General features: G+C 69.2%; 24 protein-coding genes. 13 read left to right on the top strand and 11 right to left on the bottom strand.

All coding sequences use genetic code 11. The features are described 5' to 3' along the window. Window positions 1–7 precede the first annotated feature (7 nt). On the top strand, window positions 8–739 hold the full coding sequence (locus tag QRN40_RS08660) for a GTP pyrophosphokinase (protein WP_285115174.1): 732 nt from the start codon (window positions 8–10) through the stop codon (window positions 737–739). A 118-nt stretch (window positions 740–857) separates the two neighbouring features. Here the strand turns inward: QRN40_RS08660 and QRN40_RS08655 are convergent, their stop codons facing one another. Continuing rightward, window positions 858–1769: a hypothetical protein gene (locus tag QRN40_RS08655; protein ID WP_285115173.1), complete on the bottom strand. Its 912-nt coding sequence runs from the start codon at window positions 1767–1769 to the stop codon at window positions 858–860. A 149-nt stretch (window positions 1770–1918) separates the two neighbouring features. Between QRN40_RS08655 and QRN40_RS08650 the strand changes: the two genes are divergently transcribed. Beyond that, window positions 1919–3367 (top strand): MFS transporter, encoded by a 1449-nt coding sequence (locus tag QRN40_RS08650; RefSeq protein ID WP_285115172.1) that lies wholly within the window; start codon window positions 1919–1921, stop codon window positions 3365–3367. A gap of 40 nt (window positions 3368–3407) precedes the next feature. On the opposite strand, the gene QRN40_RS08645 is transcribed toward QRN40_RS08650, so the two are convergent. Further along, window positions 3408–4061 (bottom strand): MarR family winged helix-turn-helix transcriptional regulator, encoded by a 654-nt coding sequence (locus QRN40_RS08645; RefSeq protein WP_285115171.1) that lies wholly within the window; start codon window positions 4059–4061, stop codon window positions 3408–3410. Window positions 4062–4116: 55 nt separating this feature from the next. On the opposite strand from QRN40_RS08645, the gene QRN40_RS08640 reads away from it, so the two are divergent. Beyond that, on the top strand, window positions 4117–5052 hold the full coding sequence (locus QRN40_RS08640) for a winged helix DNA-binding protein (RefSeq protein ID WP_285115170.1): 936 nt from the start codon (window positions 4117–4119) through the stop codon (window positions 5050–5052). After that, on the top strand, window positions 5049–5600 hold the full coding sequence (gene idi, locus QRN40_RS08635; RefSeq protein WP_285115169.1) for an isopentenyl-diphosphate Delta-isomerase: 552 nt from the start codon (window positions 5049–5051) through the stop codon (window positions 5598–5600). The genes QRN40_RS08640 and idi overlap by 4 nt, the downstream gene beginning before the upstream one ends. Before the next feature lie 86 nt (window positions 5601–5686). Here the strand turns inward: idi and QRN40_RS08630 are convergent, their stop codons facing one another. From QRN40_RS08630 to dcd, 3 genes are read right to left on the bottom strand one after another with little or no spacing between them, the layout of a single operon-like run. Further along, a complete protein-coding gene (locus QRN40_RS08630; protein ID WP_285115168.1) occupies window positions 5687–6433 on the bottom strand; it encodes a glycoside hydrolase family 16 protein in 747 nt (248 codons plus the stop codon). 10 nt (window positions 6434–6443) lie between these two features. Beyond that, window positions 6444–6971 carry a hypothetical protein gene (locus tag QRN40_RS08625; RefSeq protein ID WP_285115167.1) on the bottom strand — a complete coding sequence of 176 codons (528 nt, stop codon included), beginning with the start codon at window positions 6969–6971 and terminating at the stop codon, window positions 6444–6446. A 32-nt stretch (window positions 6972–7003) separates the two neighbouring features. Then, window positions 7004–7606, bottom strand: a complete 603-nt coding sequence (gene dcd, locus QRN40_RS08620; RefSeq protein ID WP_285115166.1) for a dCTP deaminase — start codon at window positions 7604–7606, stop codon at window positions 7004–7006. A 126-nt stretch (window positions 7607–7732) separates the two neighbouring features. Here dcd and QRN40_RS08615 point away from each other — a divergent pair, with 126 nt between their 5' ends. From QRN40_RS08615 to QRN40_RS08575, 9 genes are all read left to right on the top strand, one after another. Then, a complete protein-coding gene (locus QRN40_RS08615; protein ID WP_285115164.1) occupies window positions 7733–8512 on the top strand; it encodes a phosphatase PAP2 family protein in 780 nt (259 codons plus the stop codon). Beyond that, on the top strand, window positions 8509–9327 hold the full coding sequence (locus QRN40_RS08610; RefSeq protein WP_285115163.1) for a DUF1206 domain-containing protein: 819 nt from the start codon (window positions 8509–8511) through the stop codon (window positions 9325–9327). The genes QRN40_RS08615 and QRN40_RS08610 overlap by 4 nt, the downstream gene beginning before the upstream one ends. Continuing rightward, window positions 9324–9842, top strand: a complete 519-nt coding sequence (locus QRN40_RS08605; RefSeq protein WP_285115162.1) for a P-loop nucleotide/nucleoside kinase family protein — start codon at window positions 9324–9326, stop codon at window positions 9840–9842. Before QRN40_RS08610 ends, QRN40_RS08605 begins: the two co-directional genes overlap by 4 nt. Before the next feature lie 107 nt (window positions 9843–9949). Continuing rightward, complete coding sequence (locus QRN40_RS08600) at window positions 9950–10792, top strand: alpha/beta hydrolase (RefSeq protein WP_285115161.1); 843 nt, start codon at window positions 9950–9952, stop codon at window positions 10790–10792. Between the two features lies 1 nt (window position 10793). Continuing rightward, window positions 10794–11372 (top strand): dihydrofolate reductase family protein, encoded by a 579-nt coding sequence (locus QRN40_RS08595; protein ID WP_285115159.1) that lies wholly within the window; start codon window positions 10794–10796, stop codon window positions 11370–11372. A 61-nt stretch (window positions 11373–11433) separates the two neighbouring features. After that, the gene (locus QRN40_RS08590; RefSeq protein ID WP_285115158.1) at window positions 11434–11778 is read left to right on the top strand and encodes an ArsR/SmtB family transcription factor; all 345 of its coding nucleotides are present in this window, start codon (window positions 11434–11436) and stop codon (window positions 11776–11778) included. Next, entirely contained in the window at window positions 11768–12301 is a 534-nt protein-coding gene (locus QRN40_RS08585; protein ID WP_285115157.1) for an SRPBCC domain-containing protein, read from the top strand. Before QRN40_RS08590 ends, QRN40_RS08585 begins: the two co-directional genes overlap by 11 nt. A gap of 13 nt (window positions 12302–12314) precedes the next feature. Then, complete coding sequence (locus QRN40_RS08580; protein ID WP_285115156.1) at window positions 12315–12698, top strand: VOC family protein; 384 nt, start codon at window positions 12315–12317, stop codon at window positions 12696–12698. A 57-nt stretch (window positions 12699–12755) separates the two neighbouring features. After that, entirely contained in the window at window positions 12756–13511 is a 756-nt protein-coding gene (locus QRN40_RS08575; protein ID WP_285115155.1) for an SDR family NAD(P)-dependent oxidoreductase, read from the top strand. Window positions 13512–13796: 285 nt separating this feature from the next. Here the strand turns inward: QRN40_RS08575 and QRN40_RS08570 are convergent, their stop codons facing one another. From QRN40_RS08570 to QRN40_RS08545, 6 genes are all read right to left on the bottom strand, one after another. Then, window positions 13797–14975: a tyrosine-type recombinase/integrase gene (locus QRN40_RS08570; protein ID WP_285117464.1), complete on the bottom strand. Its 1179-nt coding sequence runs from the start codon at window positions 14973–14975 to the stop codon at window positions 13797–13799. Window positions 14976–16085: 1110 nt separating this feature from the next. Further along, on the bottom strand, window positions 16086–16811 hold the full coding sequence (locus QRN40_RS08565; protein ID WP_285115154.1) for a carbohydrate-binding protein: 726 nt from the start codon (window positions 16809–16811) through the stop codon (window positions 16086–16088). Next, window positions 16811–17392, bottom strand: a complete 582-nt coding sequence (locus QRN40_RS08560; protein WP_285115152.1) for a hypothetical protein — start codon at window positions 17390–17392, stop codon at window positions 16811–16813. Before QRN40_RS08560 ends, QRN40_RS08565 begins: the two co-directional genes overlap by 1 nt. Next, window positions 17389–17706 (bottom strand): P-II family nitrogen regulator, encoded by a 318-nt coding sequence (locus QRN40_RS08555; protein ID WP_285115151.1) that lies wholly within the window; start codon window positions 17704–17706, stop codon window positions 17389–17391. Before QRN40_RS08555 ends, QRN40_RS08560 begins: the two co-directional genes overlap by 4 nt. Then, window positions 17706–20132 (bottom strand): putative inorganic carbon transporter subunit DabA, encoded by a 2427-nt coding sequence (locus tag QRN40_RS08550; protein ID WP_285115150.1) that lies wholly within the window; start codon window positions 20130–20132, stop codon window positions 17706–17708. Before QRN40_RS08550 ends, QRN40_RS08555 begins: the two co-directional genes overlap by 1 nt. Then, window positions 20129–21649: a proton-conducting transporter transmembrane domain-containing protein gene (locus QRN40_RS08545; RefSeq protein WP_285115149.1), complete on the bottom strand. Its 1521-nt coding sequence runs from the start codon at window positions 21647–21649 to the stop codon at window positions 20129–20131. Before QRN40_RS08545 ends, QRN40_RS08550 begins: the two co-directional genes overlap by 4 nt. Window positions 21650–21675 lie beyond the last annotated feature (26 nt).

The raw sequence follows: 21675 nt of genomic DNA, 5'->3' as shown, positions 1-21675 counted from the left end.
CGAAAGCATGGACACGGACCCCGCCTCCGCCCCGCTCCTCTCGACCCGCACGATCGAGGCGCTGCAGAGCATCGACCCCGCCACCTTGAGCGAGGTCCAGGCGTTCCGGGACGACTTCGCGCGGTTCATCATGCCGTACAAGTTCGGCATCGACGAGATCGCGACGAAGGTCGGCATCCTGCGCGAAGAGTTCTCCGAACTCCACGAATACAACCCGATCGAGCACATCTCGAGCCGCCTGAAGTCGCCCGAGAGCATCGAGCAGAAGGTTATCCGCAAGAACTGCGAGCCGAGCTTCGACGCGATCCGCGAAGAGATCACCGACATCGCGGGCATCCGCATCGTGTGCAGCTTCGTCTCGGACGTGTACCGCGTCTTCGACCTGCTCACGGCACAGCAGGATGTGCGGGTGCTGCGGGTGAAGGACTACATCGCGCACCCGAAGTCGAACGGCTACAAGAGCCTGCACGTGATCGTCGAGGTTCCCGTTTTCCTCAGCGAGGGGCCGGTGATGGTGCCGGTCGAGATCCAGCTGCGGACGGTCGCGATGGACTTCTGGGCGAGCCTCGAGCACAAGATCTACTACAAGTACGACGGAGAGGTCCCGGAGGGGCTGCTGCGCGACCTGACCGCCGCGGCCGGAACGGCGAACCAGCTCGACGTCACGATGGAGAACCTGCACCGCCAGGTGCGCGGCGACGACCGCGGCACCGTCTACAGCCTCCCCGCGTCGCGCTGAGCCGCGCGCCCGCCATCCATCGCTGAGGTGCTCGACGATGCGGCCCGATGCGGCGTGTCGGGTGCCGTTGCCAGCACCTCACGGGACGGGACGGGACGGGCGGGACGGGACGGATGCGTCAGTAGCCGGCGACGCCGGTGAAGTCGGGCGAGCCGTCGGGGCGCGCGGGCAGCGGTTGGCCGTTGATGTAGCGGGGCCATTCGAGGCGCAGGCCCGCGGTCGCGTCGAGACGGGGATAGGCGGTGGAGGGAGCGGCTGCGGGCGCCACTGCAGTCGCGGGTGACGGCGCCGGACCGCCGATTGCGGTCGGCCCGGCCGCAGGAGCGGGCGCGGGCGCGGGCGCGAACGTGGCGGGTGCCGGCGCGAACGTCCCGGCCGGCGCGGCAGGCGCCCTCTTCGGGCCGAACAGCGAGTAGGTGAGCGGGATGAGCACGGTGCCGAGCGCATCCAGGATCGCCACCACCGCGAGCAGGCGCCAGTAGGTCTCGCCGAAATCGGTCCGGGTCCAGATGAGCGGGAGCGACAAGCCCGCCGTGAGCAGCCCGACGAGCACGAGCGTCGCCACTGTCACCTTGCTCATGACCGGGCCGGTGAACCGCCGCTGCGTGTTCAGGACGAGGTGGATGTGCAGCAGACCGAGGCGCGTCACGAGCACCAGGAGGAACCACGAGAAGGGCGCCCACCACGGGTCGTAGACCTCGTAGCCCGCGATGCCGTCCACCGGTCGGACGTCCGGCATCCACACCTTCCAGAGTCCGATGCCGAACAGGTACGCGGACGTGATCACGCTGACGGCGCCGAACCAGGCCGCGCGCCGGGCCGAGACATCGGCGTCGTACCAGGAGATCAGGGCGAAGAACACGAACAGCGCGATCGTTCCGATCAGCCGCCAGCACGTCTCGTCGAAGCGGCCGAGGATGACGGCGTAGACGCCGACCAGGGCCGCCGCGATGAGCGCGCCGATGACGACGCGCGGCAGCAGGTGCCGCACCCAGGCGTACGGGTTCGGGGCGGACGGGGCGATGCTCACGGGGACCTCCACGGGCTCGGGTGCTCGCCACGATACGGGCGGTGGCCGGGGCGCAGTATCCGTGCATCCACCGATTCGCATACCGTGTGCTCGCGGAATGCGATCGCGCCGTTCACCGGCCGTTCCCCGCCACCGCCTACGCTGTGCGTATGACAGGTGCCGAGCCCTCCGGCGGCGTCGACGGCGACGCGCTGGTGACGACCGCGAGTCCGCTCTTCGCCGACAGCGCGACCGACCGCCGCATCCCCCGCGGCTGGGTGGTGTCGTGGGCGCTGTGGGACTGGGGCGGCGCCGCATTCAACGCGGTGATCACGACGTTCGTCTTCACCGTGTACCTGACCAGCAGCCTGTTCGTGGATCCGTCGGTCGTCGCGGCCCGGAACGCGGAGGCCGGCACCTCCGGCCCTGCGCACACCGCGTACGACGCAGCGGTCGCCGTGCTCTCGAGCGGACTGGCGTGGGGCGTCGGGATCGCGGGCGTCATCGTCGCGCTCATCGCCCCGGTGCTCGGCCAGCGGACGGACGGATCGGGCCGGCGCAAGCTCTGGCTGGGCGTGAACACCGGCGTGGTCGTCCTCGTCACGGCCCTCATGTTCTTCGTCGTGGGCGAGCCGTCGTACTTCCTGCTCGGCGTCGCGCTGGTAGCGATCGGAACCGTGTTCTACGAGATCGCGACCGTCAACTACAACGCCATGCTCGTGCAGGTGTCCACGCCGAAGACGGTCGGCCGGGTGAGCGGGTTCGGCTGGGGCGCGGGATACCTCGGCGGGATCGTGCTGCTGCTGATCGTGTTCTTCGGGATGGTCACCGGCAACAGCGACGGGACCGGCGGCCTGCTGCACGTTCCGACCGAGGGCGGCCTGAACATCCGCATCATCGCCCTCATCGCGGCGGCGTGGACGCTCGTCTTCTCGCTCCCGGTGCTCTTCGTCGTGCCGGAGATCCCGCCGAACGACCGGACCCCGCGGGTCGGGTTCTTCGCGTCGTACAAGGTGCTGGTGCGCGACATCGGCCGGCTGTGGAAGGAGAGCCGCAACACGGTCCTCTTCCTGATCGCGTCGGCGTTGTTCCGCGACGGACTGGTCGGCGTGTTCACGTTCGGCGGCATCCTCGCCCAGGGCACCTTCGGCTTCACCGGCGGGCAGGTGATCATCTTCGCGATCGCCGCGAACGTGGTCGCCGGCGTGAGCACGCTGCTCTCGGGACGGCTGGACGACCGCTTCGGGCCGAAGGCCGTCATCGTGACGTCCCTGATCGGCTTGATCATCGCCGGCCTCGCGGTGTTCTTCACGCACGACCTCGGGGCGGCGGCGTTCTGGGTGGGCGGATTGGTGCTCTGCCTCTTCGTCGGGCCCGCGCAGTCGGCGAGCCGCACCTTCCTGGCCCGGGTGACGCCCGCCGGCCGGGAGGGCGAGGTGTTCGGCCTCTACGCGACCACGGGCCGAGCGGTGTCGTTCCTCGCGCCGACGCTCTTCGCCGTGTTCGTCGCGGTCGGCGGGGCGCAGTACTGGGGCATCCTCGCGATCGTGCTGGTCCTCGCCGCCGGCCTCGCGCTGCTCATCCCCGTCCGCGCCCCGCGCCGCTCGCTCTCCGTCTGACCCGCGCCCCAACGCCAGGCCGCCGGACGGGCGGGGCGGGTCAGGGCTCGGGGTCGGGTGTGGGGCGCGGCCAGGCGCGGACGAAGCGGTCGAAGAGAGCGGCGAACGTTTGAGCCTCCTCGGGGGTGAAGCCGGCGAGCGCGGTCTCGACGGCGGAGCGGCGGTGAGTGCGCAGCTCCTGCAGCTGGGCGCGACCGGATGAGGTCAGCTGGATGAGCGCCCGGCGCGCATCCGAGGGGTCGGGGACGCGCCGCACCAGACCGCGCTCCACGCCCTCCTGCACCAGGCGGCTCGCTCGGGGCTGATCCACGCCGATCGCCTCCGCGACGCCGCTCACCGAGAGACTGCGTCCCTCGGCATCGGCCGCCTCGAGGGCTTCGAGCATGCGCACGCGCGCGATGCGGCCGAGTGAGCCGTCCCTCCCCCGGCGTCCCGGACCGGGCCGCGCCGAGTCGCCGAACGGGACTCCGGCGAACGGACCCGCGCCGAAGGGTCCGGGCCCGAACTGGCCGGCGCCCCAGTGGCCACCGCGGTGACCGTGCGGATGGCCGCCCTCATGCGCGTGCATCCCGTCGGCCCACGGCGGTCGCCGCCGGGACTGGTCGCGGCGAACCGCCAGCAGTGCGTGCTCGATCACGGCCACGATGTCCGCTTCCGGCGGAATCGGCTGATCTTCTTGACGTCCGTCGTTCATGCATGTAACTATACATTCACTTGTAACAGTACATACATCGAAAGGAGAGCTCGCGATGACGAACATCGACGACTCAGCACAGACGCCGCCCGGATATTGGTTCGGCGTGATCGAAGAACGACTCCACGAGCGGATGCGCGACGCGCTGTCCGACCTCGGACTGCGCCGCGGAAGCTGGCGCATCCTGCACACCCTGGCCGACGGGCCGGCGACCGCGCAGGAGCTCGCAGACCGGCTGCCCCACGGCGACCGCGGTGGACGCTTCGGCCATCCGCACCGGGGCGGGCCGGCCCAGGGAGGGCGCCGCGGCGGCGACCCCCGGCACCCGGAGTGGAACGCCCAGCGCCCCGGCTTCCGTGCGGGCTGGCGCAGCCAGGAGCCGCGCGACGAACAGCCCGCGACGGCCGAAGGACAGCGTCCCGTGGGGGATCCGGCCCATCACGACCACGGCCACCACGACGACCACGGCCACGAGCACCACCACGGCCGCGAAGGCTTCGAGCACGCGTTCGAGCGCGGCTACGAGCGTGGCTTCGACCGCGGCTTCGCGTTCGGCGCCGCCCGCACCGGGCATCCGTTCGCTGCACCGTTCCCGCCCACCCCGTTCGGCGGGCCCTTCCCCGGCGGACATCCGCAGTGGGGACCTTTCCCTGGCGGCGACGACTTCCGGCGCCGCCGCTTCCCCGTCGACCGCGAGAACCGTCGCGGGCACCGCATCCACCGTGTGCTCGCCGACTTCGTCGAGCGCGGCTGGGTGTGGTTCGACGGCGACCGCGCGACGCTGACCGACGAGGGACGCGCTGCGCACGACGCCGCGTTCGAGCGGGTCCAGTCGGTGCGGGCCGAGCTCGCGAACGGCATCTCCGAGGGCGACTACGCGACCACCATGAGGACCTTGGAAGCCATGGCCCGAAACCTGGGCTGGCACCCGGCCGCATCTCAGGCCGCCCCCGAGTCTCCCCAGGACGGCGCGCCTAATATGGACGCATGACGCCAACCCGCGAAGAGGTCGTGCTGCTCGCCGAGGACGGCACGCCCATCGGCACGGCGGACAAGGCGACGGTGCATACGACCTCCACGCCGCTGCATCTCGCCTTCTCCTGCCACCTCTTCGACGGCGAGGGACGCATCCTGGTGACCCGGCGAGCGCTGGGCAAAGCGACCTGGCCGGGCGTATGGACGAACTCCTTCTGCGGGCATCCCGCGCCGGGCGAGGCGATGGAGGAGGCGATCCGCCGCCGCGCCGCCCAGGAACTGGGCGCGCAGATCGACAACCTCACCGTGGCGCTGCCGGACTTCCGGTACCGCGCCGTCGACGCGGCCGGGATCGTCGAGTACGAGATCTGTCCCGTCTTCACCGCCACGATCGTCGGCGAACTCGACCCGGCTCCGGGCGAAGTCGCCGAGTGGGCGTGGGCGGACCCGCGCTCGCTGCTCGCGTCGGTGGAGACCACACCGTGGGCGTTCAGCCCGTGGCTGACGCTGCAGCTTCCGGCCCTCTACGCCGACTGCAGCGTCGAAGCTTCGGGTCAGCTGTGAGTCGGACTCATTATTTTCCACCTGTGAAATGAGTTGTGGATAACTTCCGCCGCGTATGCCGGAGGCAGCATCTCAGCGCGCACGAATCAGTTCGCCCAGACCCGGTCCACCGATAGCGTCGGGACGAACGCACCGCCCTGGGCACGGTCGTCCGGCCACTCCGGGAAATCGAACACGGCCAGCATGAGTTGAAGCGGATACTGCGGCGGCGCATCCAGGATCCGCACCACCCGCCCATCCACGCGGAAGGTCGCTTCGTCACCGTCCCAGTGCACCTCGTACGCGTGCGGTTCGGTGACGTCGATCGGGAGGGGCACCCGCTCGAAGTCCTCCGCCAGTCGCGGGTCGCGGAACGCGTGGAAGCCCATGCCGACGAGCGCGTGGTCCGGACCGACATCGCGACCGAACACCTCCATCACGCAGAGCTCGCCACTCCGCTCGGGCGCGTCCTCGAAGCCGACCAGCCAGAGCGACGCCATCGACCGCGCGCTCAGGTAGAGCGAGGCGCGCATCCCCACCGTGCCGTGGTCGACCAGGCACCCGCGGAACTCCTCCTGCCCCTCGCGCACCGTCACCCCGTCGCGGAACGGCTGCTGCCCGAGCGTGGACCCGACCGGACCCGAGAAGTTGCCGGTCTGCATCCCGGACACCCGCAGCGGCGGCTGATGCTCCCCGGGGCACCAGAGGCCCTGCTCGGGCGGGATGCTCAGCTCCAGCTGGGAGTCGTGGATGAGGTAGCTCGCCCGCGTCTCGGCGAGCGAACTCCACGCGGGCAGGTAATGCGGGAGCCAGACCGACCGGTCGAGCTGCGGAGCATCGAAGTCGTCGAACACCGCGACAACCTCATCCCGTGCGGGTGGCGTCGATGTGCTGCTCGAGCCACCAGGTGCGGCCTTCGTCGTCGGAGACCCAGCCGTCCCACTCGAACGAGTCGTCGGTGATGCTGGAGAAGTTCCACCGGATCGGGCGGCCGTCCGTCTGCGTGCCGTCCTGACGGATGCCGTCGCGGCGGTGCGGCGTCGCCACCAGCGTGCAGAAGTCGCCCGCCGCCGCGCCGAACCAGCTGACGCGCCAGGCGCCCAGCGTCGTGTCGTACACCCGCACGGTGGAGCCACGGCCGCGCAGGCCCTCCGGGTCGGTCTCGTCCCGGATGACGAGCACATCCTGAACCGCCCGGCCTCCGAGTGTGTAGGCGAAGATCCACTCATTGACCGATTCGCGCCACAGCCCGGTCTCCTCGTCGAGGAGGCGGACGTCTGCACTCCAGCTGCCGACGAGCCGGCCGAACAGGTGCATCCGCTGCGGGTTCTCCGGCATCGGCCCCGAGCTGATCAGGGCCCGCGCGAACGCCGCGTCAGTGGTCTCGCTCATGGTGCCCTCCCGGTGCGGGTCGGTGGATCCGGTCAGGCGGGTCTACCCGCCTCGGTGGTGGAGACGTCGGTGCGGTGGAAGTTCAGGTACGAGCGGGATGCCGTCGGCCCGCGCTGCCCCTGATACCGCGACGAGTACTCCGCCGACCCGTACGGCCGCTCCGCTGCGGACGACAGACGGAAGAAGCACATCTGGCCGATCTTCATGCCCGGCCACAGCTTGATCGGGAGCGTCGCCACATTGCTCAGCTCGAGGGTGACGTGGCCCGAGAAGCCGGGGTCGATGAAGCCGGCGGTGGAGTGCGTGAGCAGTCCCAGCCGGCCGAGCGAACTCTTGCCCTCGAGCCGTGCCGCGACGTCGTCCGGGAGGCTGACCAGCTCGAACGTCGACCCGAGCACGAACTCGCCGGGGTGCAGGATGAACGGCTGGTTCGCATCCACCTCGACGAAGCGCGTCAGCTCGGGCTGGTCCTCCGCCGGGTCGATGAACGGGTACTTGTGGTTGTCGAACAGCCGGAAGAAGCGATCGAGGCGCACATCGATGCTCGACGGCTGGACCATCTCCGGCTCGTACGGCTCCAGGGCGATGCGCCCGGCACCCAGTTCGGCCTTGATGTCGCGATCGGAGAGAAGCACGGGGTCAGCCTACCGGGTGGGTTCGTCCGCCCGAACACCGGTGGCGTACTGTGGCGCGTTGAGTTCCATCGCCCGAAGAAGAACCACTGGAGACACCGTGCACGCCGCAACGAAGCGCCCGCGACCATGAGCGATCCCACCCCGCGCCGTTCCGGACGGTGGTCCGAGTGGCACGAGAAGTTCGTCGTCGAGGAGCGCTCCCTCCCCGCCTCCGCGCGTCGCCGTCTGTACATCACGGCCGCGGTGCTCGCGGTCGTCGGGCTCACGGTCTTCCTGATCCTGCTCGTCGCCGTCGCCACCCACACCGGCGCCCAGCGCTGGGATCAGCCCGTCGAGGACTGGTTCGACGCCCAGCGGTCGAAGGAGGCGACGGGCTTCATGATCGTCCTGGCGATCATCTTCGGCCCCATAGCGATGCCGGTCATCGTGCTCGTGGTCGTCGTCGTGTGGACGGTGATGGCACGCCACATCTGGCGCCCGTTCCTGCTGGCCGTCGGGATGCTGACCGGCGTCCTGCTCGCCGGTGCGCTCGCTCCCCTGGTGCGGCATCCCCGTCCGCCGGTGGCCGAGATGCTGTTCGGCCCCGACCACAGCTTCTCGTTCCCGTCGGGTCACGTGCTCGGGACGTCGGACTTCCTGCTGATCCTCGCCTTCCTGCTGGCGAGCCGAAGGCAGCGCCCCTGGTTCACGGTGACCGTCTTCGCGCTCGCGATCGCCGGAATCGTCCTGCAGGTCTACAGCCGGCTGTACCTCGGGTACCACTGGATCACCGACACCTCGGCGTCCGTCGCCCTGTCGCTGGTGGTGCTGGGCGGGATCATCGCCCTCGACACCGTCCGCACGGTCCGGGTCGACGGGGAGAAGGTGGACGGCGACCTCTCTCAGAAGCAGGTCCACGGCACATGAGCTCGGCGACCTCCGCCAAGCGCGAACTGCGCAGGGCGGCGCGGACGGCGGGTGAGAGCACGATCCTCGAGATCCTGGCGCGCACCGGCTTCGCGGCCAGCGCGCTGCTGCAGGTGCTCCTCGGCGCGCTCGCCATCCAGCTCGGCTTCAACCGCTTCGCGGAGGCAGACCAGAGCGGCGCGCTGGGCGAGGTGGCCAAGGTCCCCGGCGGCTTCGTCGTGCTGTGGATCTGCGTCGTCGGGCTGCTCTCGCTGGCACTCTGGCTGCTCATCCAGGCGCTGCTGGTGTTCGGCTCGACGCGCCGGAAGTGGCTCGCACGGATCGTGAACATCGCCAAGGCTGCCGCGTACGCGACCCTCGGGCTGACCGCGCTGGCCTTCGCACAGGGGCACCCGACGCACGCCAGCGAGTCCACCCGGCACCTCAGCGCGGGCATCCTCTCGCTCCCTGCCGGTCCCCTCCTGCTGGGCGTGGTCGGCCTGGTGACGGTCGGCGTCGGCGGCTATTTCATGGCGAAGGCCGTGCGGCAGACGTTCACCGAGGACGTGGTCATGCCGTCCGGTCCTGCGCGACACGGGATGCTGGTGCTCGGCACCCTCGGCTACCTCGCCAAGGGCCTGGTCGTCGCGGTCGCGGGCGTGCTGTTCGTGATCGCTGCGATCCAGGCCAGGGCGGACGACGCGACCGGCCTGTCCGGCGCGCTGGAGACGTTCGAACAGTTCCCGCTCGGCGCCCCGCTCCTCTTCCTGGTGGGCGCCGGGCTCATCGCGTCCGGCGCGTACAACGCCGCGCGGGCGTGGTTGGCGCGGTTGTGACCCCGGCGACCGAGATGCGCACCTCGAACCGAGTGGGCCAGCGATCCCTCCTCGTCCTGTACTGCGGTCTGCCGGGATCGGGCAAGACGACTCTGGCGCGCGAGCAGGAGCGGCAGACGGGGGCGATCCGGTTCAGCACAGACGAGTGGATGGCATCTCTCGGCCTCGACTACTTCGATCCGATCCGCGACTCCCTGCAGGCGCGCCTCGACACGCTGTGGAGAGAACTGCTCGCACGCGGGCAGAGCGTCATCCTCGAAGACGGGACGTGGAGACGCAGCGAGCGGGATGAACTCCGCCGCGTCGCTCACAGCGTCGACGCCGTCACGGAACTGCACTACTTCGATCTGCCGCTGAGCGAGCTCTGGCGACGACTGGAGCTCCGCAACGCGAACCCGGCGCACGGAGTCGTCCCGATCACGCGGGAGCTGCTCGAGGAATCGCAGCAACGGCTCGAACGACCCGATGCCGCGGAGCTGGAACTCTTCGACCGCGTCATCGTGCACCGTTCCTGAATCCGTCATCCGGAGGATCTTGTGCCGTGGGGGAACCACCCAGCAGACTTCGAGCCAGCATCACCGTTCATCCGCTGATCGGTTCCCCGACCCGAAGGAGACGCACCATGCCCTTGACCTCCGCCGAACGTGACGAGATCGACGCCGCCAACGCCTCCGGCCGCACGCCGGTCGTGTTCATCCACGGCCTGTGGCTGCTGTCGAGCAGCTGGCAGCCGTGGCGGGAGCTCTTCGAAGCGCAGGGGTACGCGACGATCGCGCCCGGCTGGCCCGACGACCCGGAGACGGTGGAGCAGGCCAAGGCCGATCCGGATGCGTTCGCCGGCAAGATGGTGCGTCAGGTCACCGACCACTACGCGGAGGCGATCGACCTCCTCGACCGGGACCCGGTGGTGATCGGGCACAGCTTCGGCGGTCTCATCGCTCAGAAGCTCGCCGGCGAGGCCAAGAACGACGTGACCGTGGCGATCGACGCGGCCCAGTTCAAGGGCGTGACGGCGCTGCCGGCGTCGGCGCTCAAGGCCGGGGCGCCCGCGCTGCTGACCTTCAACCACTCCAAGCACGGCGTCACACTCACCTACGAGCAGTTCGCCTACGGCTGGACCAACGCCGTCTCCGACGAAGAGGGCCGCGCGCTGTACGAGAAGTACCACGTCCCCGCATCCGGCGTGCCGATCTTCCAGGCGGCGACCGCGAACTTCAATCCCTTCGCCGAGACCAAGGTGATTACCGACAACCACGACCGCGGCCCGCTACTGCTGATCGCGGGCGGGGAGGACCACACGGTCCCGCAGTCCGTCGTCGAGAACGAGTACCGCATCCAGCAGAAGAACCCCGGCGTGACCGAGCTCGTCGTCATCCCCGGCCGCGGCCACTCCCTGATCATCGACTCGGGTTGGCGCGGGGTCGCGGACGAGGCGCTGGAGTTCGTGCAGCGGCACGCCTCGTGAGATGAGGCCGCTCCGCTACTCGATCAACGTCACGCTCGACGGCTGCTGCCATCACGAGGAGGGGCTGCCGCCGGACGAGGAGTCGATGCGGTTCTGGGCGGCCGAAATGGAACGGGCGGACGCGCTGCTCTTCGGCCGGGTCACCTACGGAATGATGGAGTCGGCCTGGCGGAGGCCCGCCACGGGCTCGTGGCCCGGATGGATGGCGGAGTGGCAGCTCCCGTTCGCCGAGGCCATCGACCGGGCGAAGAAGTACGTCGTGTCGAGCACCCTGGCGGAGGTCGACTGGAACGCGGAGCTTGTGCGGGGCGACCTGGAGCACGCCGTCCGGCGGCTCAAGCAGGAGCCGGGCGACGGGCTCTGGGTGGGCGGCGTGACGCTCCCCACGGCGCTGGCGGAACTCGGCCTGATCGACGAGTACGAGTTCCTCATGCAGCCGGTCGTCGCCGGCCGCGGGCCGAGGCTGCTCGACGGTCTGCGCGAGCGCCTCCGGCTCGAGCTTGTGGAGCGGCGCGAGTTCCGGTCGGGGGTCGTCGCCGTGCGCTACCGGCCCGCGGGGGATGCGACCGGAATCGGTTGACCTAGCCCGCGCCTCGAACGTATGATCGCCTTCTGGTTATATAAACGGATGGTGATTATCAGTGCAGACCGCAGAGCTCGACCGCACCTTCCGGGCGCTCGCCGACCCCACGCGCCGGGCGATCCTGGCGCGACTGACCAAGGGCGAGGCGACCGTCGCGACCCTCACGGAGCAGTCGGAACTCACCCAACCGGCGATCTCCAAGCACCTCCGGGTGCTGGAGGACGCGGGCCTGGTGTCGAGGCATCGCGACGCCCAGCGCCGGTTGTGCCGGCTGGAAGCCGAGCCGCTGCGCGAGGCGACGCGATGGCTGTCGGACTACCGCGAGTTCTGGGCCCGCAGCTTCGAGCACCTCGACGCGCTGCTCGCCGAGCTGAACCGGGCGGAGGCTGAGGATGCACGATGACGCACCCGGCGGGCACGGGCGTTTCGGCGCCCTGGACATCCGCAGCGTCGGCGAGCGCGACATCGTCCTGTCGCGACGGTTCGCCGCGCGGCCCGCTCTCGTGTTCGAGGCGCTGACCACTCCCGAACTGCTGTTGCGCTGGATGCACGGCCCTGACGGCTGGCGGATGGTCGAGTGCGAGTTCGAGGCGACCGTCGGCGGACGCTACCGGTACGTCTGGCACGGACCCGGTGGCCGCTCGATGGCCGCGGCCGGCGTCGTCGAGCAGCTCGCTCCTCCCACCCGCCTGGTGACCGTCGAGAGATTCGAGGACGACTGGACCGGCGGCGACGTCACCTCCGTGATCACCCTCAGCGGGGATGTGGAGAGCACACTGCTCACCGCCACCTCCACCCACGTGTCCCGTGCCGCGCGCGATACTGCACTGGCTTCGGGCATGGAGCGAGGCGTGGAGGCCGGCTACGTGAGGCTGGACGGCCTCCTCGCCGAGCGAACCGCGTCCGACGCGCACACCGATCGATGAAAGGGATCACCCCATGGACATGAAACTCGAACTCATCCCCCTCCCCGTCTCCGACGTGGACCGCAGCAAGGCGTTCTACGGCGACACGATCGGGTTCCACCTGGACCACGACGTCGAGCCCGGAAACGGCATGCGGATCGTGCAGTTCACCCCGCCGGGATCCTCCTGCTCGATCGCCTTCGGCACCGGGATGGGCAACAACAATCCTGAAGACGGCACCGTGAAGGGCCTCCACCTGGTCGTGACGGACATCGCCGCCGTGCGAGAGCAGTTGCTCGCACGCGGCGCGGATATCGGCGAGATCCGCGACATGGGCGGCGTGAAGTACGCCTCCTTCAGCGACCCCGACGGCAACACGTGGGAGCTGCAGGACCTCGAAGGCCTCGCGAAGGGCTGACGCCTGCTGACCACCTCGCCGCCGTGCTGCGACCGAGCGGGCCGTTATGCTTTCGCCGTGTCGCTGCTTTCGATGTTCGGGCTCCAGGGTCGTGTCGCATTGGTCACCGGCGGCAGCTCGGGCATCGGCCGCGCCATCGCCCTCGCCCTCGCGGACGCCGGCGCGCATGTCATCGTCGCCGCCCGCACCGAGCCGAACGTCTCGGCGACGGTGGAGGAGATCCGGTCGGCCGGCGGTTCCGCCGAGGGGATCCGAGCCGACCTCGCATCCAGCTCGGGCGCCCACGCCCTCGCGGACGCGGCAGGTGCGGTCGACGTGCTCGTGAACTCCGCCGGCATCAACCTGCGGCCGCCGATGGATGAACTGGACCAGGCGACGTGGGACTCGGTCATGGCGGTCAACCTGAATGCCCCGTTCATCCTCGGTCAACGTCTGGCGCCGCAGATGGCGGAGAGGGGCTTCGGCCGGATCATCCACATCAGCTCGCAGCAGGCCCACCGGGCGTTCGCATCGAGCGGCGCCTACGGGGTGTCGAAGGCGGCCCTGGAGGGGCTGACGCGGTCGCAGGCGGAGGCGTGGTCGGCACGGGGAGTGACGGCCAATGTCCTCATCCCCGGGTTCGTGCAGACGCCCCTGAACGAACGCCTCAGCTCCGACCCGGCGGCCGTCGCAGCCCTGGGGTCACGGACGCTCGTCGGCCGCAACGGTCTCGCCTCGGACTTCGCCGGCGCGGCGGTGTTCTTGGCGAGCCCCTCCGCTGGGTACGTCACGGGCCAGTCGATCGCGGTGGACGGCGGATTCTCGGTTCATTGAACCGACGAACCTAGGCGCTGCCCGAATGGGACACGGATGGGTTTGGCCAATAACCATTCACCGGGTACTCTGGGCTGCAGCCCTACTTCCCAGTGTTTTACTGGGATTCCGGGCCGCGCGAGTGTAGTTCAATGGTAGAACCTCAGCTTCTCCTACTCGGGATATCAGAGGCCCACACTCGATCTCGTAAACCTCGTTGACCGGGGCTTTTCCCACTATTGACGTACTCCTGTGATCTCAATGACACGCCGCGGAGCACGCTCAAAGCGGTGAGTAAACGGTGAGTCACGAGAGCCCGGGTCCGGAATCGCCGCGAACGTTGAACCGTTCGAGGATCGCCGTGGAATCGGGCACCTGAACCACACGCGGGAGGTAGGACTGCTCGGTCGTTGCGTACGTCGAATGGCCCAGCTGATGCTGCGCGCGCTCAAGACCGACAGCGTCGCGGATCGCGGTTGCGACAGTGGATCTGAACTCCTTGGGAACTCGACCTTCGAACCTGGTGCCCTTCAGAGCAATGTGCCACTGAAGGCGGAAATTGTCCGGGATCCGCGGCGTGAGCGTTGATGAGGGGAAGACCAACTCGGAATACGACTCCACACGTCGGCGGAGGAGCATCTTCCCAACGAAAGTGGGCAGAAACAGCCGCCGTCCGCCTCCAGTCTTGGTCTTATTCTGAACGGTCCAGCGGCCCTCCCGGTTCTTCGCCATCGTCCGGTGGATGTCGACCGTGAACGGCTGGATGGTGAAGTCGACGTCCTCCCACATGAGGGCGAACACCTCACCCGGCCGGCAGCCGGTGCCGAGGAAGAAATCCACCGGGTCCGCGAGGTCAGTTCCCCGGCGACGACCGGATGCGTCCAGGCCAGCGTCCCAGCGGGCGAGGATCTCGCGCAGCTCGGCGACGTCTTCTAGCGTGAACGTGGCGACCTGGTGATCGGGCTCCTCGACAGGTGCGACCGACTTCATCGGGTTTGCTTCGATGGCATCATGCCGGGCCGCCATCGCGAACATGCCCGTCAGCAACACCACGGCGATGCTGGCGTTGGAGTATCCGTTCAGTCTGGTGGTCTGTTTGATGAACCGGTCGAGCTTGGACACGGAGGCCTCGCGGATCATCCAGCCGCCAAGATTCGGGACGATGTACTTGTCTAGGACAGTCTCGTACCGGCGCAGCGTGCCGTTCGAACGTGTCGTGTGGCTGAACTCATCCCACCAGACGATCGCCAACTCGGCCAGCCGAGTCTCAGGCCCGAGCTCGCCGTCGCCGAACGGCTTGATTCGGTCGCGCATCGCTTCGCGGAGGAGAGATTCGGCCTTCTGCTTGGAGCTGCCGATGCGTTCGATTTGTCGGGTGCGGCCATCGACGTCGCGATACCGGGCTCGCGCGGCCCAGCGTCCATGCTCGAGCATGCGCGTGGAGACGGTTCCCCAGGTCTCGGAGACGAGCGGAGGACGGGACATGATCACCGCCCCCCGTTCTCGACACGCGAGTCGGCCAGCCTGGCTCCGCCGATGCGGGTCCCGGGCCCCAACGCGGGAAGCGGCGATCCGTCGAGGTCAGCGGAATCCCGCTCGGGACTACGCGTGGCCCTCATGGTACGCGCGGCACGATGCGCCAGGCGAGCGTTGTCGAGCCGCACAAACGGGACGCACGCCGCCTCTGCGGTCAGCGCGGCGAGTCGACCGATCGGCGTGAACGGGTCAGCAGAAACCGCCCAGCCGTCCACGGCGTACCGACTGAGAGTCTCCACGCACTCGTACTTCTCTTCTTGGCTCGGGCTAAGCGAGCCGACCACTCCAATCAGCCCTCCCTGCAGTTCCGGACCCATGTTTCTGGTGTCGATGATGAATACCCGCAACACGATCACTCACCCCTGTCTCTCGTTCTTGTTTGCCTTCCGGCGGAGAGATCGAGAGCGAGTGGAGGGGCGGAGTGCCGGGACCGTGGAATACCGGACCGAGCTTGCGAGGGAGGATATGCCGCGAAAGCCCGGCACGGAGAACCGGGAACGAGCTACGATCGGGCGGCGGAAAGACAAACAAGGCAACAGGTGCAGCGCCGCCGGAGGCGGCTCCTCCTGCCGTCGCTAGCGCCGTGGCGCACGGGGGAGATTCCAGTCGATCTCTGACGCCCGTGACTTGCTTATTTCCTTCGGGATCGGCTGTCGCGCGGACGACGCGAGCCGGTGTCAGCTCTTTCAACGACGCCCAGAATGCCTAGGGCACTTAAACCCGCGGTCCCCTTATGAGGACTCCACCTCTACAGGGTCGAGTAAGCCGACGAAGTGCCGCATCTTCGAAGACCCGGTGCAACGAAAACAACGCCCTGCACGACTTGGGGATGAGTGCGACTGTCCCCTGGCTGTCCCGCTCTGGTGTCGAAGAGAGAAATGTCGCCCGCGGGAGTCAATAGCGGATCAAGAGATTCGTACAATGCGGCCCTGTCATCGCGGGATTTGGCCCAGCGACTAGGACGTCGTTAGAAGAGCCGGTGGCCGACCCGCTTTGGGGGGAGCGGGTCGGCCACCGGGGTCTAAAGTCGCGAGCCGAGATCGGACACGACTTTATGGTCTAGCTCTGCGGTTGCGGGATAGAGATGGTGTCTATTTCGGTGTCACTGCTGCTCGATGGGGCTCCAATGACGATCGAATTGCTGCCGCTATTGAGGTTGATAGTGGCTATGGCAGTTCCGGTCGCGTTCGAGCTACCAGTCGGAGGCAGTGCGATGGTTGTCGACGTGCCTCCATTCGGAGTGACGGTCGCGTACTGATCGGCAGCGTTGGGGTTGACGTAGCTGATCCTGAGGCTATACGCGCCGGTGTTGGGAACGCTGACATTGTTGTAGGTCAGCGTGCCACCAGCGGGACTCCGTTGGTCCGTGGCATGCAGGTCGACGGCGTCGACCGAGATGTACGTACCCGTTGACGGTGCGTCCTTCGCGCCGTCCACAGTGAGTACCAACTCGTGGGACCCGGTACTGAGCCCGGAAGTTACATACATGACCTGGTCGTGCAGCTGAGTCGTCGCATAACCATCGAACGTTCCAACGGTGGTTCCGTCGATCTTGATAGTGGCAGTGCCGTAGTTGGGACCCTTGAGACCAATTAGGCGGATGGTCGATCCGGTGAAGTCGACGGTCATCTTTGAGCCGGCCGCGGATGCGAACGACTTTGTGCTGTCGTACTCGGTTGCGTAGGAGACTCCGCTGCCGTGCGTCCATCCGGTACTGCTGTAGACGAGGTGCGAATCCGCATCGTCGTAGGTGAAAGTGACCGGCCCTGATGCCAGACCAGACACTACCGACGGTAGTCCGGGCCGATATGGACGGGGGCCCCGCGTGCCAGGAGCTCGGTCACGGCGGCGGGGAGCGCATCCGTGTCGGCCAGGCCTTTCCGTGCCACTATTCCCGTCCCGTCGTCGATGAGCGCCACCGCGTGGGTGGCGGGGAACCCGAACCGGACGGCGGCGGCCTGCGCGTCCTCTGCGCCGGCCACCGTCGTGGTCCCGTGCCCGCGGACCGTCACGACGGTGTTCTCGGTGAGTGTCATCTGGCGGTGACGGTCGTGGAAGAGCAGCAGCTCGTGATGACGTGCAAGCACACCCCATGTGGTGGTGTACGTCGCCTCGGAGGCGAGCGCGTAGGGTCGTCCGGTCAGCGCTGTCCCCAATAACGCCTTGTCGAGGGCTGCGCGGAGCGGTGTCCGGGTGCGCTCGATATCGCCGGTGAAGGTGCCGAATTGGTCGGTGTCGATCTCGTCCGGGGCGATCACGTGCGCCGCGAGCTGTGCGTGGAACGGCGCGGCCGCCTGGCGCTCTTTGCCGTGCCGTGTGGCGAAGACGATGGTCGCCTCTCGGTAACTGTCGGCGGCTTCGCTCACTGGAAGTACTCCGGCCGCGAGACGCGGGTCTCCGTGATGAACATGACCCCGCTGCTGCCGTCGAGGAGCGTGCGGAGTGCTTCGATGAGCGTCCCCGCCCGCTCCGGCGGCAGGACGGTGATGGTCATGCCGAGCGCGTCGTGGTCGTTGAACAGGTGCGGGCCGTTGTGGGCGCCGGAGTGGCCGACGCCGGAGACGCCGGAGACGCTGGTGTAGCCGGTGGCTCCGGCGGAGCGGACGAGTTCGCGGACGGCCGCGCTCGTGTCGGTGGGCGCGATCACTTCGATCCGGGTCATCGGGGCGAGCTGCGTCATCAGAGAGTCCTTTCGTCGGTGGTGAAGCCGTAGCGGCCGTAGCGGCGCCAGGGATGGTCGGCGTCCTCGCGGGCGTGGAGGCTGATCCACTCGCCGTCGAGGAGCGCGCGGAGGGCGTCGGTCACAGAGATGATCCGCCCGATGCGGTCGAGGGGTGCCTGGATCAGCACGCTCAGCCGCAGCGGGGTGTGCAGCAGGCGCTCTCCGGCAGCGACGGACTGCCACGGGAGGCCCGTCCGGAGGTCGCCGGTGTGCCCGGCGAGCACGCCGAGGTCGCCGACGGGGTTGTGCACGGTCTTGCTGCCTGCTCCGTACCGCTCGGGGTGGATGGTGGAAAAGTAGTACTGGGCGTTGATCCACTGGGCGACGATCAGCGGTGCGGTCATGATGTTCTCCAGCGCCTGGCCGTCGGGGTCGGCGGCCGGGTCGTAGTCGTGCAGGAAGACGCGGCGCTCGAGGTCGATGCCGCGGCTGACCGAGCGTGGGGCGATGAGCAGGGCAGCGTTGTTCGCAAGGCCGAGCTCGGGATACATCTCCGACCAGTCGGTCGCCCGACGCCGCGTCCGCGCGAGCGGGGTGGTTTCGCGGGCGCCGGGGAGGTCGGCGGCACGCTCGCGGGTCAGCTCATCCGCGGCCTCCGCCGCCGCGGCCTCGAGCCGGGCCACGGCGTCGCAGTGCGAGTCGGGGATGAGCTGCCGATCCAGGATGGTGAGGGTGTCGGTCGTCGTCTCGTGTTCTGCGGCGGCGAACCAGGTGGTCGCCGGGATGCTCAAGCCGCGGTCGCCGAGCCGGTGCCGGACGTCCGGGTTGTTGAAGATCGCTGCGGCTGCACGGGCGTTGGCACCGCCGGGGTTCCCCCCGCAGGCCCCGCAGTCGAGCGCCGCCCGGTAGAGATTGTTCACCGTCCCGGTGCGGTGTCCGGTGAGGACCACCAGCGGGGCGAATCGGGTGAGGCCCATCATGCGGAGGATCGCCTCGGCGGCGGCGGCCTGCTCGTCGAGGCTCATCCGTTCGCAGACGTCGACGACCGAGTCGACCGATTCGTAGCGGTCGATGCTACCGCTGCGTGCGACAGTCCGGCCGAGCGAGGCGAGCAGGCCGCCCCAACCGGACAGCTCGGCCCAGCTGAACGCCGAGGCGGGCGTTGCGGCGACCTGCTTGACCGTGCTGCGGGCAGCGCCGGCCAGCGCGGCGCGGGTCTCGGCGCGGTGGGCGTCGTCTGGGTCGATGGCTCGTTCTCCGGTCGCGTGGCCGGAGCTCAGCAGCGCCGGGTACTGCTCCCGGGCCTCCTGGGCGAACAGCGCGGTGTGGCGAAGGGGCACGCCGAAGAACCCGGCGAACCCGAAGGTCTGCACGTCGGCGCGACGTTCGAGACGGCGACGGATGCCCTCCGACCGGGTGTCGATGCAGAACGCGAGCTGCGCCTCCGCTGTCGGCGCAGCCCAGGTGGGCTGGTCGAGCGCGGCGAAGAGCCGATCGCGGTAGGTGACCTCCACCGCCGTCTGCCACACCATCAAGCGGGTCGTCGCATCCAGCAGCATCAGCACACGCCTGGTCACGGCGGCGGCCTCCCCGGCGTCCGATCCGCGGTGGCCGAAGCACGTCCGCGCGATGCGTGCCACCCATTCCGGGTCGATTCCGGCTCCGGCCGGCCTGGCCGCACCGGTTTCCGCCAGCTCGATGCCGAGGGCGTAGGCCAGGCTGAGCCGGCACGCGACGAGGTCGGTCAGTGTGGCGTCGCCGACATGTGTCGCACGCCACGCGAGGTGGCTGGTCCAGCCGGGGAGAGCGCGCAGCTGCGCCGTGAGCACGGCCTCCATACCGCCCGGATCGCCGGTGCGCTGGTGCAGGATGCGGGAGATCGCATCCTCCGGGCTGTCCGGCAGCGCGGCCAGGACCCGGCGGACGCGCCCTGGCAGGGTCCGGTCGTGCGCGGTCAGCTCCCGGAAGCGGCTGTACAGCGTCCCGGAAGCGGGTGGCGCCCAGATCGGGTCCGCGTAGAACCTGCCGAGCGCACCGGCCAGGTACTGGTCCACCGGGGTGCCGGCATCGTCTCCGCTGCCGCCACCGGACGCGGTCGTGTCGGACGGGGGTTGCTGCAGCCCAGCCATCGCCACTGCGACGGCGGAGACGCTGCGCCCGGCGGCCGTGAGTTTGCCCATCCCGGCGAGCTCGGGCAGCAGCTGTCGGAGGGCGGCCTGCAGCGCGGTCGCGGAGATCTCGCCACCCTCGTACGACCGGAGGTAGTCGCGTTCGGGTCGGGTCGGCATCTCCCCCAGTGCGGTCGCCAGCTCGCTCATCGGGCGGCTCTCGTAGCCGGCGACCGGGTTGACTGCGATGAATGAGGTGAGCGGCCACGTGGGGGTGACGGTGCGCGCGGCGCCGGCGACGCGGGCACGGATCTCGGGTGCGGACAGCAGGCTCATGCGATCTCCTGAACGGGGTTCGGGGTGAGGGGTGAGGTGGGTCGTGAAGTTCGGCGGGGTCTCAGCCGAGGCACGGGCGATCCTGCGATGAACGTCAGCCAGCCGTAGGCGCGGGCGGCGTGCCCGGCGCGGAGCCGCAGTAGCAGGGACATAGCGGCGGCGAGCAGCAGCGGCACGAGCACCGCCCAGCCGGGCACCGGGAGGAGTGCGGGCGGTACATCGGAGGAGACAAGAAGGTCGAAGGCATGCACCGCAGCGAAGTACACCGCCGCCGTCGCCGCGGCGACCGGTGCGGCCGCGATGCGAGCCCAGCCCGGCCATCCCCCGAGCGTGAGCACGCCGTAGAGCAGCACCGCCAAGGTGGTCCACCCGTAAGCGGCCAGCAGCAGAGCGGAGATCGTGACGGGGACCGGGAACAGAAGCACTGCGGCCGCGATGCCGAGACCGGGGACGACCGTCGCGACGGCCGCCGCGGTCGCGCGCTGGAGCGCGGAGGCCGGGGCGGGAAGCGGGACGGCCTGGGCGCGGCGCTTGTCGTCGATGTGGTCGCCGGCGCGGAGGAACAGCGTCGCCTTGTAGATGCCGTGGCCCATCAGGTGGAACACCGCGGCGCCCCACGCCCCCACGCTCAGCGTCACCAGCATGAAGCCCATCTGTGCGGTCGTTGATGCGACGAGGCGCCCTTTGAGGTCGGGCCGCACCAGATAGCCGGCGGCGCCGGAGAGCATGCTCGCAGCGCCGCAGACCGCCAGCAGGATGGTGGCGGCCAGGCTCGCTGTGAGAGCGTCGGAGAAGCGGATGACGAGGAAGGCGGCGGCGTTCACCAGCCCTGCGTGCATGATCGCCGAGACCGGTGTCGGAGCAGCGAGCGTCACCGGCAGCCAAGTGTGGAATGGCACCTGTGCCGCCCGCGAGGCACCGGCCACGACCAGCAGCAGCGCCACGGTTACCGCCGCCCATCCGGGCAGGGCGCCGGTCACTGTGCCGAGCCGGCTCCACGCCACGTCGCCCCCACCCGACGTCATCAGCGCGGCGGAAGCAAGCCAGAGCGCGACGTCGCCCGCCGCGAGCTGGCCGGCAGTGCGCGCCAGACCCTGCCGCGCTTGCCGCGATTCCGGGTAGGTGGCGAGCAGGAGGAGGAGCGCTGCGCCCGCGGCCGTCCAGGCCACGGCGAACCAGAGCACCGACGGGGAGAGAACCACCCCGATCGTCGCCGCCGTGAGCACGTTGACCCAGACCACGAACCAGCGTTGTCCGGTGTCCGCACGCAAGTGCGCCACCGAAAAGCGCTGGATCGACACACTCAGGCCGGCAACGAACACGGCACCGATCGCCGCGAACCACCCCACCCTGATGTCCCCCGTGCCCTGGAGGACGAGCAGCACTGCTGCCGCGAGGATGCCGACGGCACCGATCGCCACGGCCGCGCGCGCCGACGTGGCCGCGCCGACCCATGGCACCGCGGCGACAGCAGCCCCGAGCAGCCATACCGGCAGTGCAATTCCCGCAACGATCATCAGCGCCTCCGCTTTCCGGCTTCCAA

This window comes from Leifsonia sp. fls2-241-R2A-40a, assembly GCF_030209575.1.
In the GTDB taxonomy this organism is placed as follows: Bacteria; Actinomycetota; Actinomycetes; order Actinomycetales; family Microbacteriaceae; genus Leifsonia.
This window is presented reverse-complemented; position numbering and strand designations above follow the sequence as displayed.

Excerpts from the sequence above, each read along its gene's own strand:
- QRN40_RS08660 (WP_285115174.1), top strand. The coding sequence starts at position 8 with ATGGACACGGACCCCGCCTCCGCCCCGCTCCTCTCGACCCGCACGATC.
- QRN40_RS08650 (WP_285115172.1), top strand. The coding sequence starts at position 1,919 with ATGACAGGTGCCGAGCCCTCCGGCGGCGTCGACGGCGACGCGCTGGTG.
- QRN40_RS08645 (WP_285115171.1), bottom strand. The coding sequence starts at position 4,061 with ATGAACGACGGACGTCAAGAAGATCAGCCGATTCCGCCGGAAGCGGAC.
- QRN40_RS08640 (WP_285115170.1), top strand. The coding sequence starts at position 4,117 with ATGACGAACATCGACGACTCAGCACAGACGCCGCCCGGATATTGGTTC.
- idi (WP_285115169.1), top strand. The coding sequence starts at position 5,049 with ATGACGCCAACCCGCGAAGAGGTCGTGCTGCTCGCCGAGGACGGCACG.
- QRN40_RS08625 (WP_285115167.1), bottom strand. The coding sequence starts at position 6,971 with ATGAGCGAGACCACTGACGCGGCGTTCGCGCGGGCCCTGATCAGCTCG.
- QRN40_RS08615 (WP_285115164.1), top strand. The coding sequence starts at position 7,733 with ATGAGCGATCCCACCCCGCGCCGTTCCGGACGGTGGTCCGAGTGGCAC.
- QRN40_RS08610 (WP_285115163.1), top strand. The coding sequence starts at position 8,509 with ATGAGCTCGGCGACCTCCGCCAAGCGCGAACTGCGCAGGGCGGCGCGG.
- QRN40_RS08600 (WP_285115161.1), top strand. The coding sequence starts at position 9,950 with ATGCCCTTGACCTCCGCCGAACGTGACGAGATCGACGCCGCCAACGCC.
- QRN40_RS08595 (WP_285115159.1), top strand. The coding sequence starts at position 10,794 with ATGAGGCCGCTCCGCTACTCGATCAACGTCACGCTCGACGGCTGCTGC.
- QRN40_RS08585 (WP_285115157.1), top strand. The coding sequence starts at position 11,768 with ATGCACGATGACGCACCCGGCGGGCACGGGCGTTTCGGCGCCCTGGAC.
- QRN40_RS08580 (WP_285115156.1), top strand. The coding sequence starts at position 12,315 with ATGGACATGAAACTCGAACTCATCCCCCTCCCCGTCTCCGACGTGGAC.
- QRN40_RS08570 (WP_285117464.1), bottom strand. The coding sequence starts at position 14,975 with ATGTCCCGTCCTCCGCTCGTCTCCGAGACCTGGGGAACCGTCTCCACG.
- QRN40_RS08555 (WP_285115151.1), bottom strand. The coding sequence starts at position 17,706 with ATGACGCAGCTCGCCCCGATGACCCGGATCGAAGTGATCGCGCCCACC.
- QRN40_RS08550 (WP_285115150.1), bottom strand. The coding sequence starts at position 20,132 with ATGAGCCTGCTGTCCGCACCCGAGATCCGTGCCCGCGTCGCCGGCGCC.
- QRN40_RS08545 (WP_285115149.1), bottom strand. The coding sequence starts at position 21,649 with ATGATCGTTGCGGGAATTGCACTGCCGGTATGGCTGCTCGGGGCTGCT.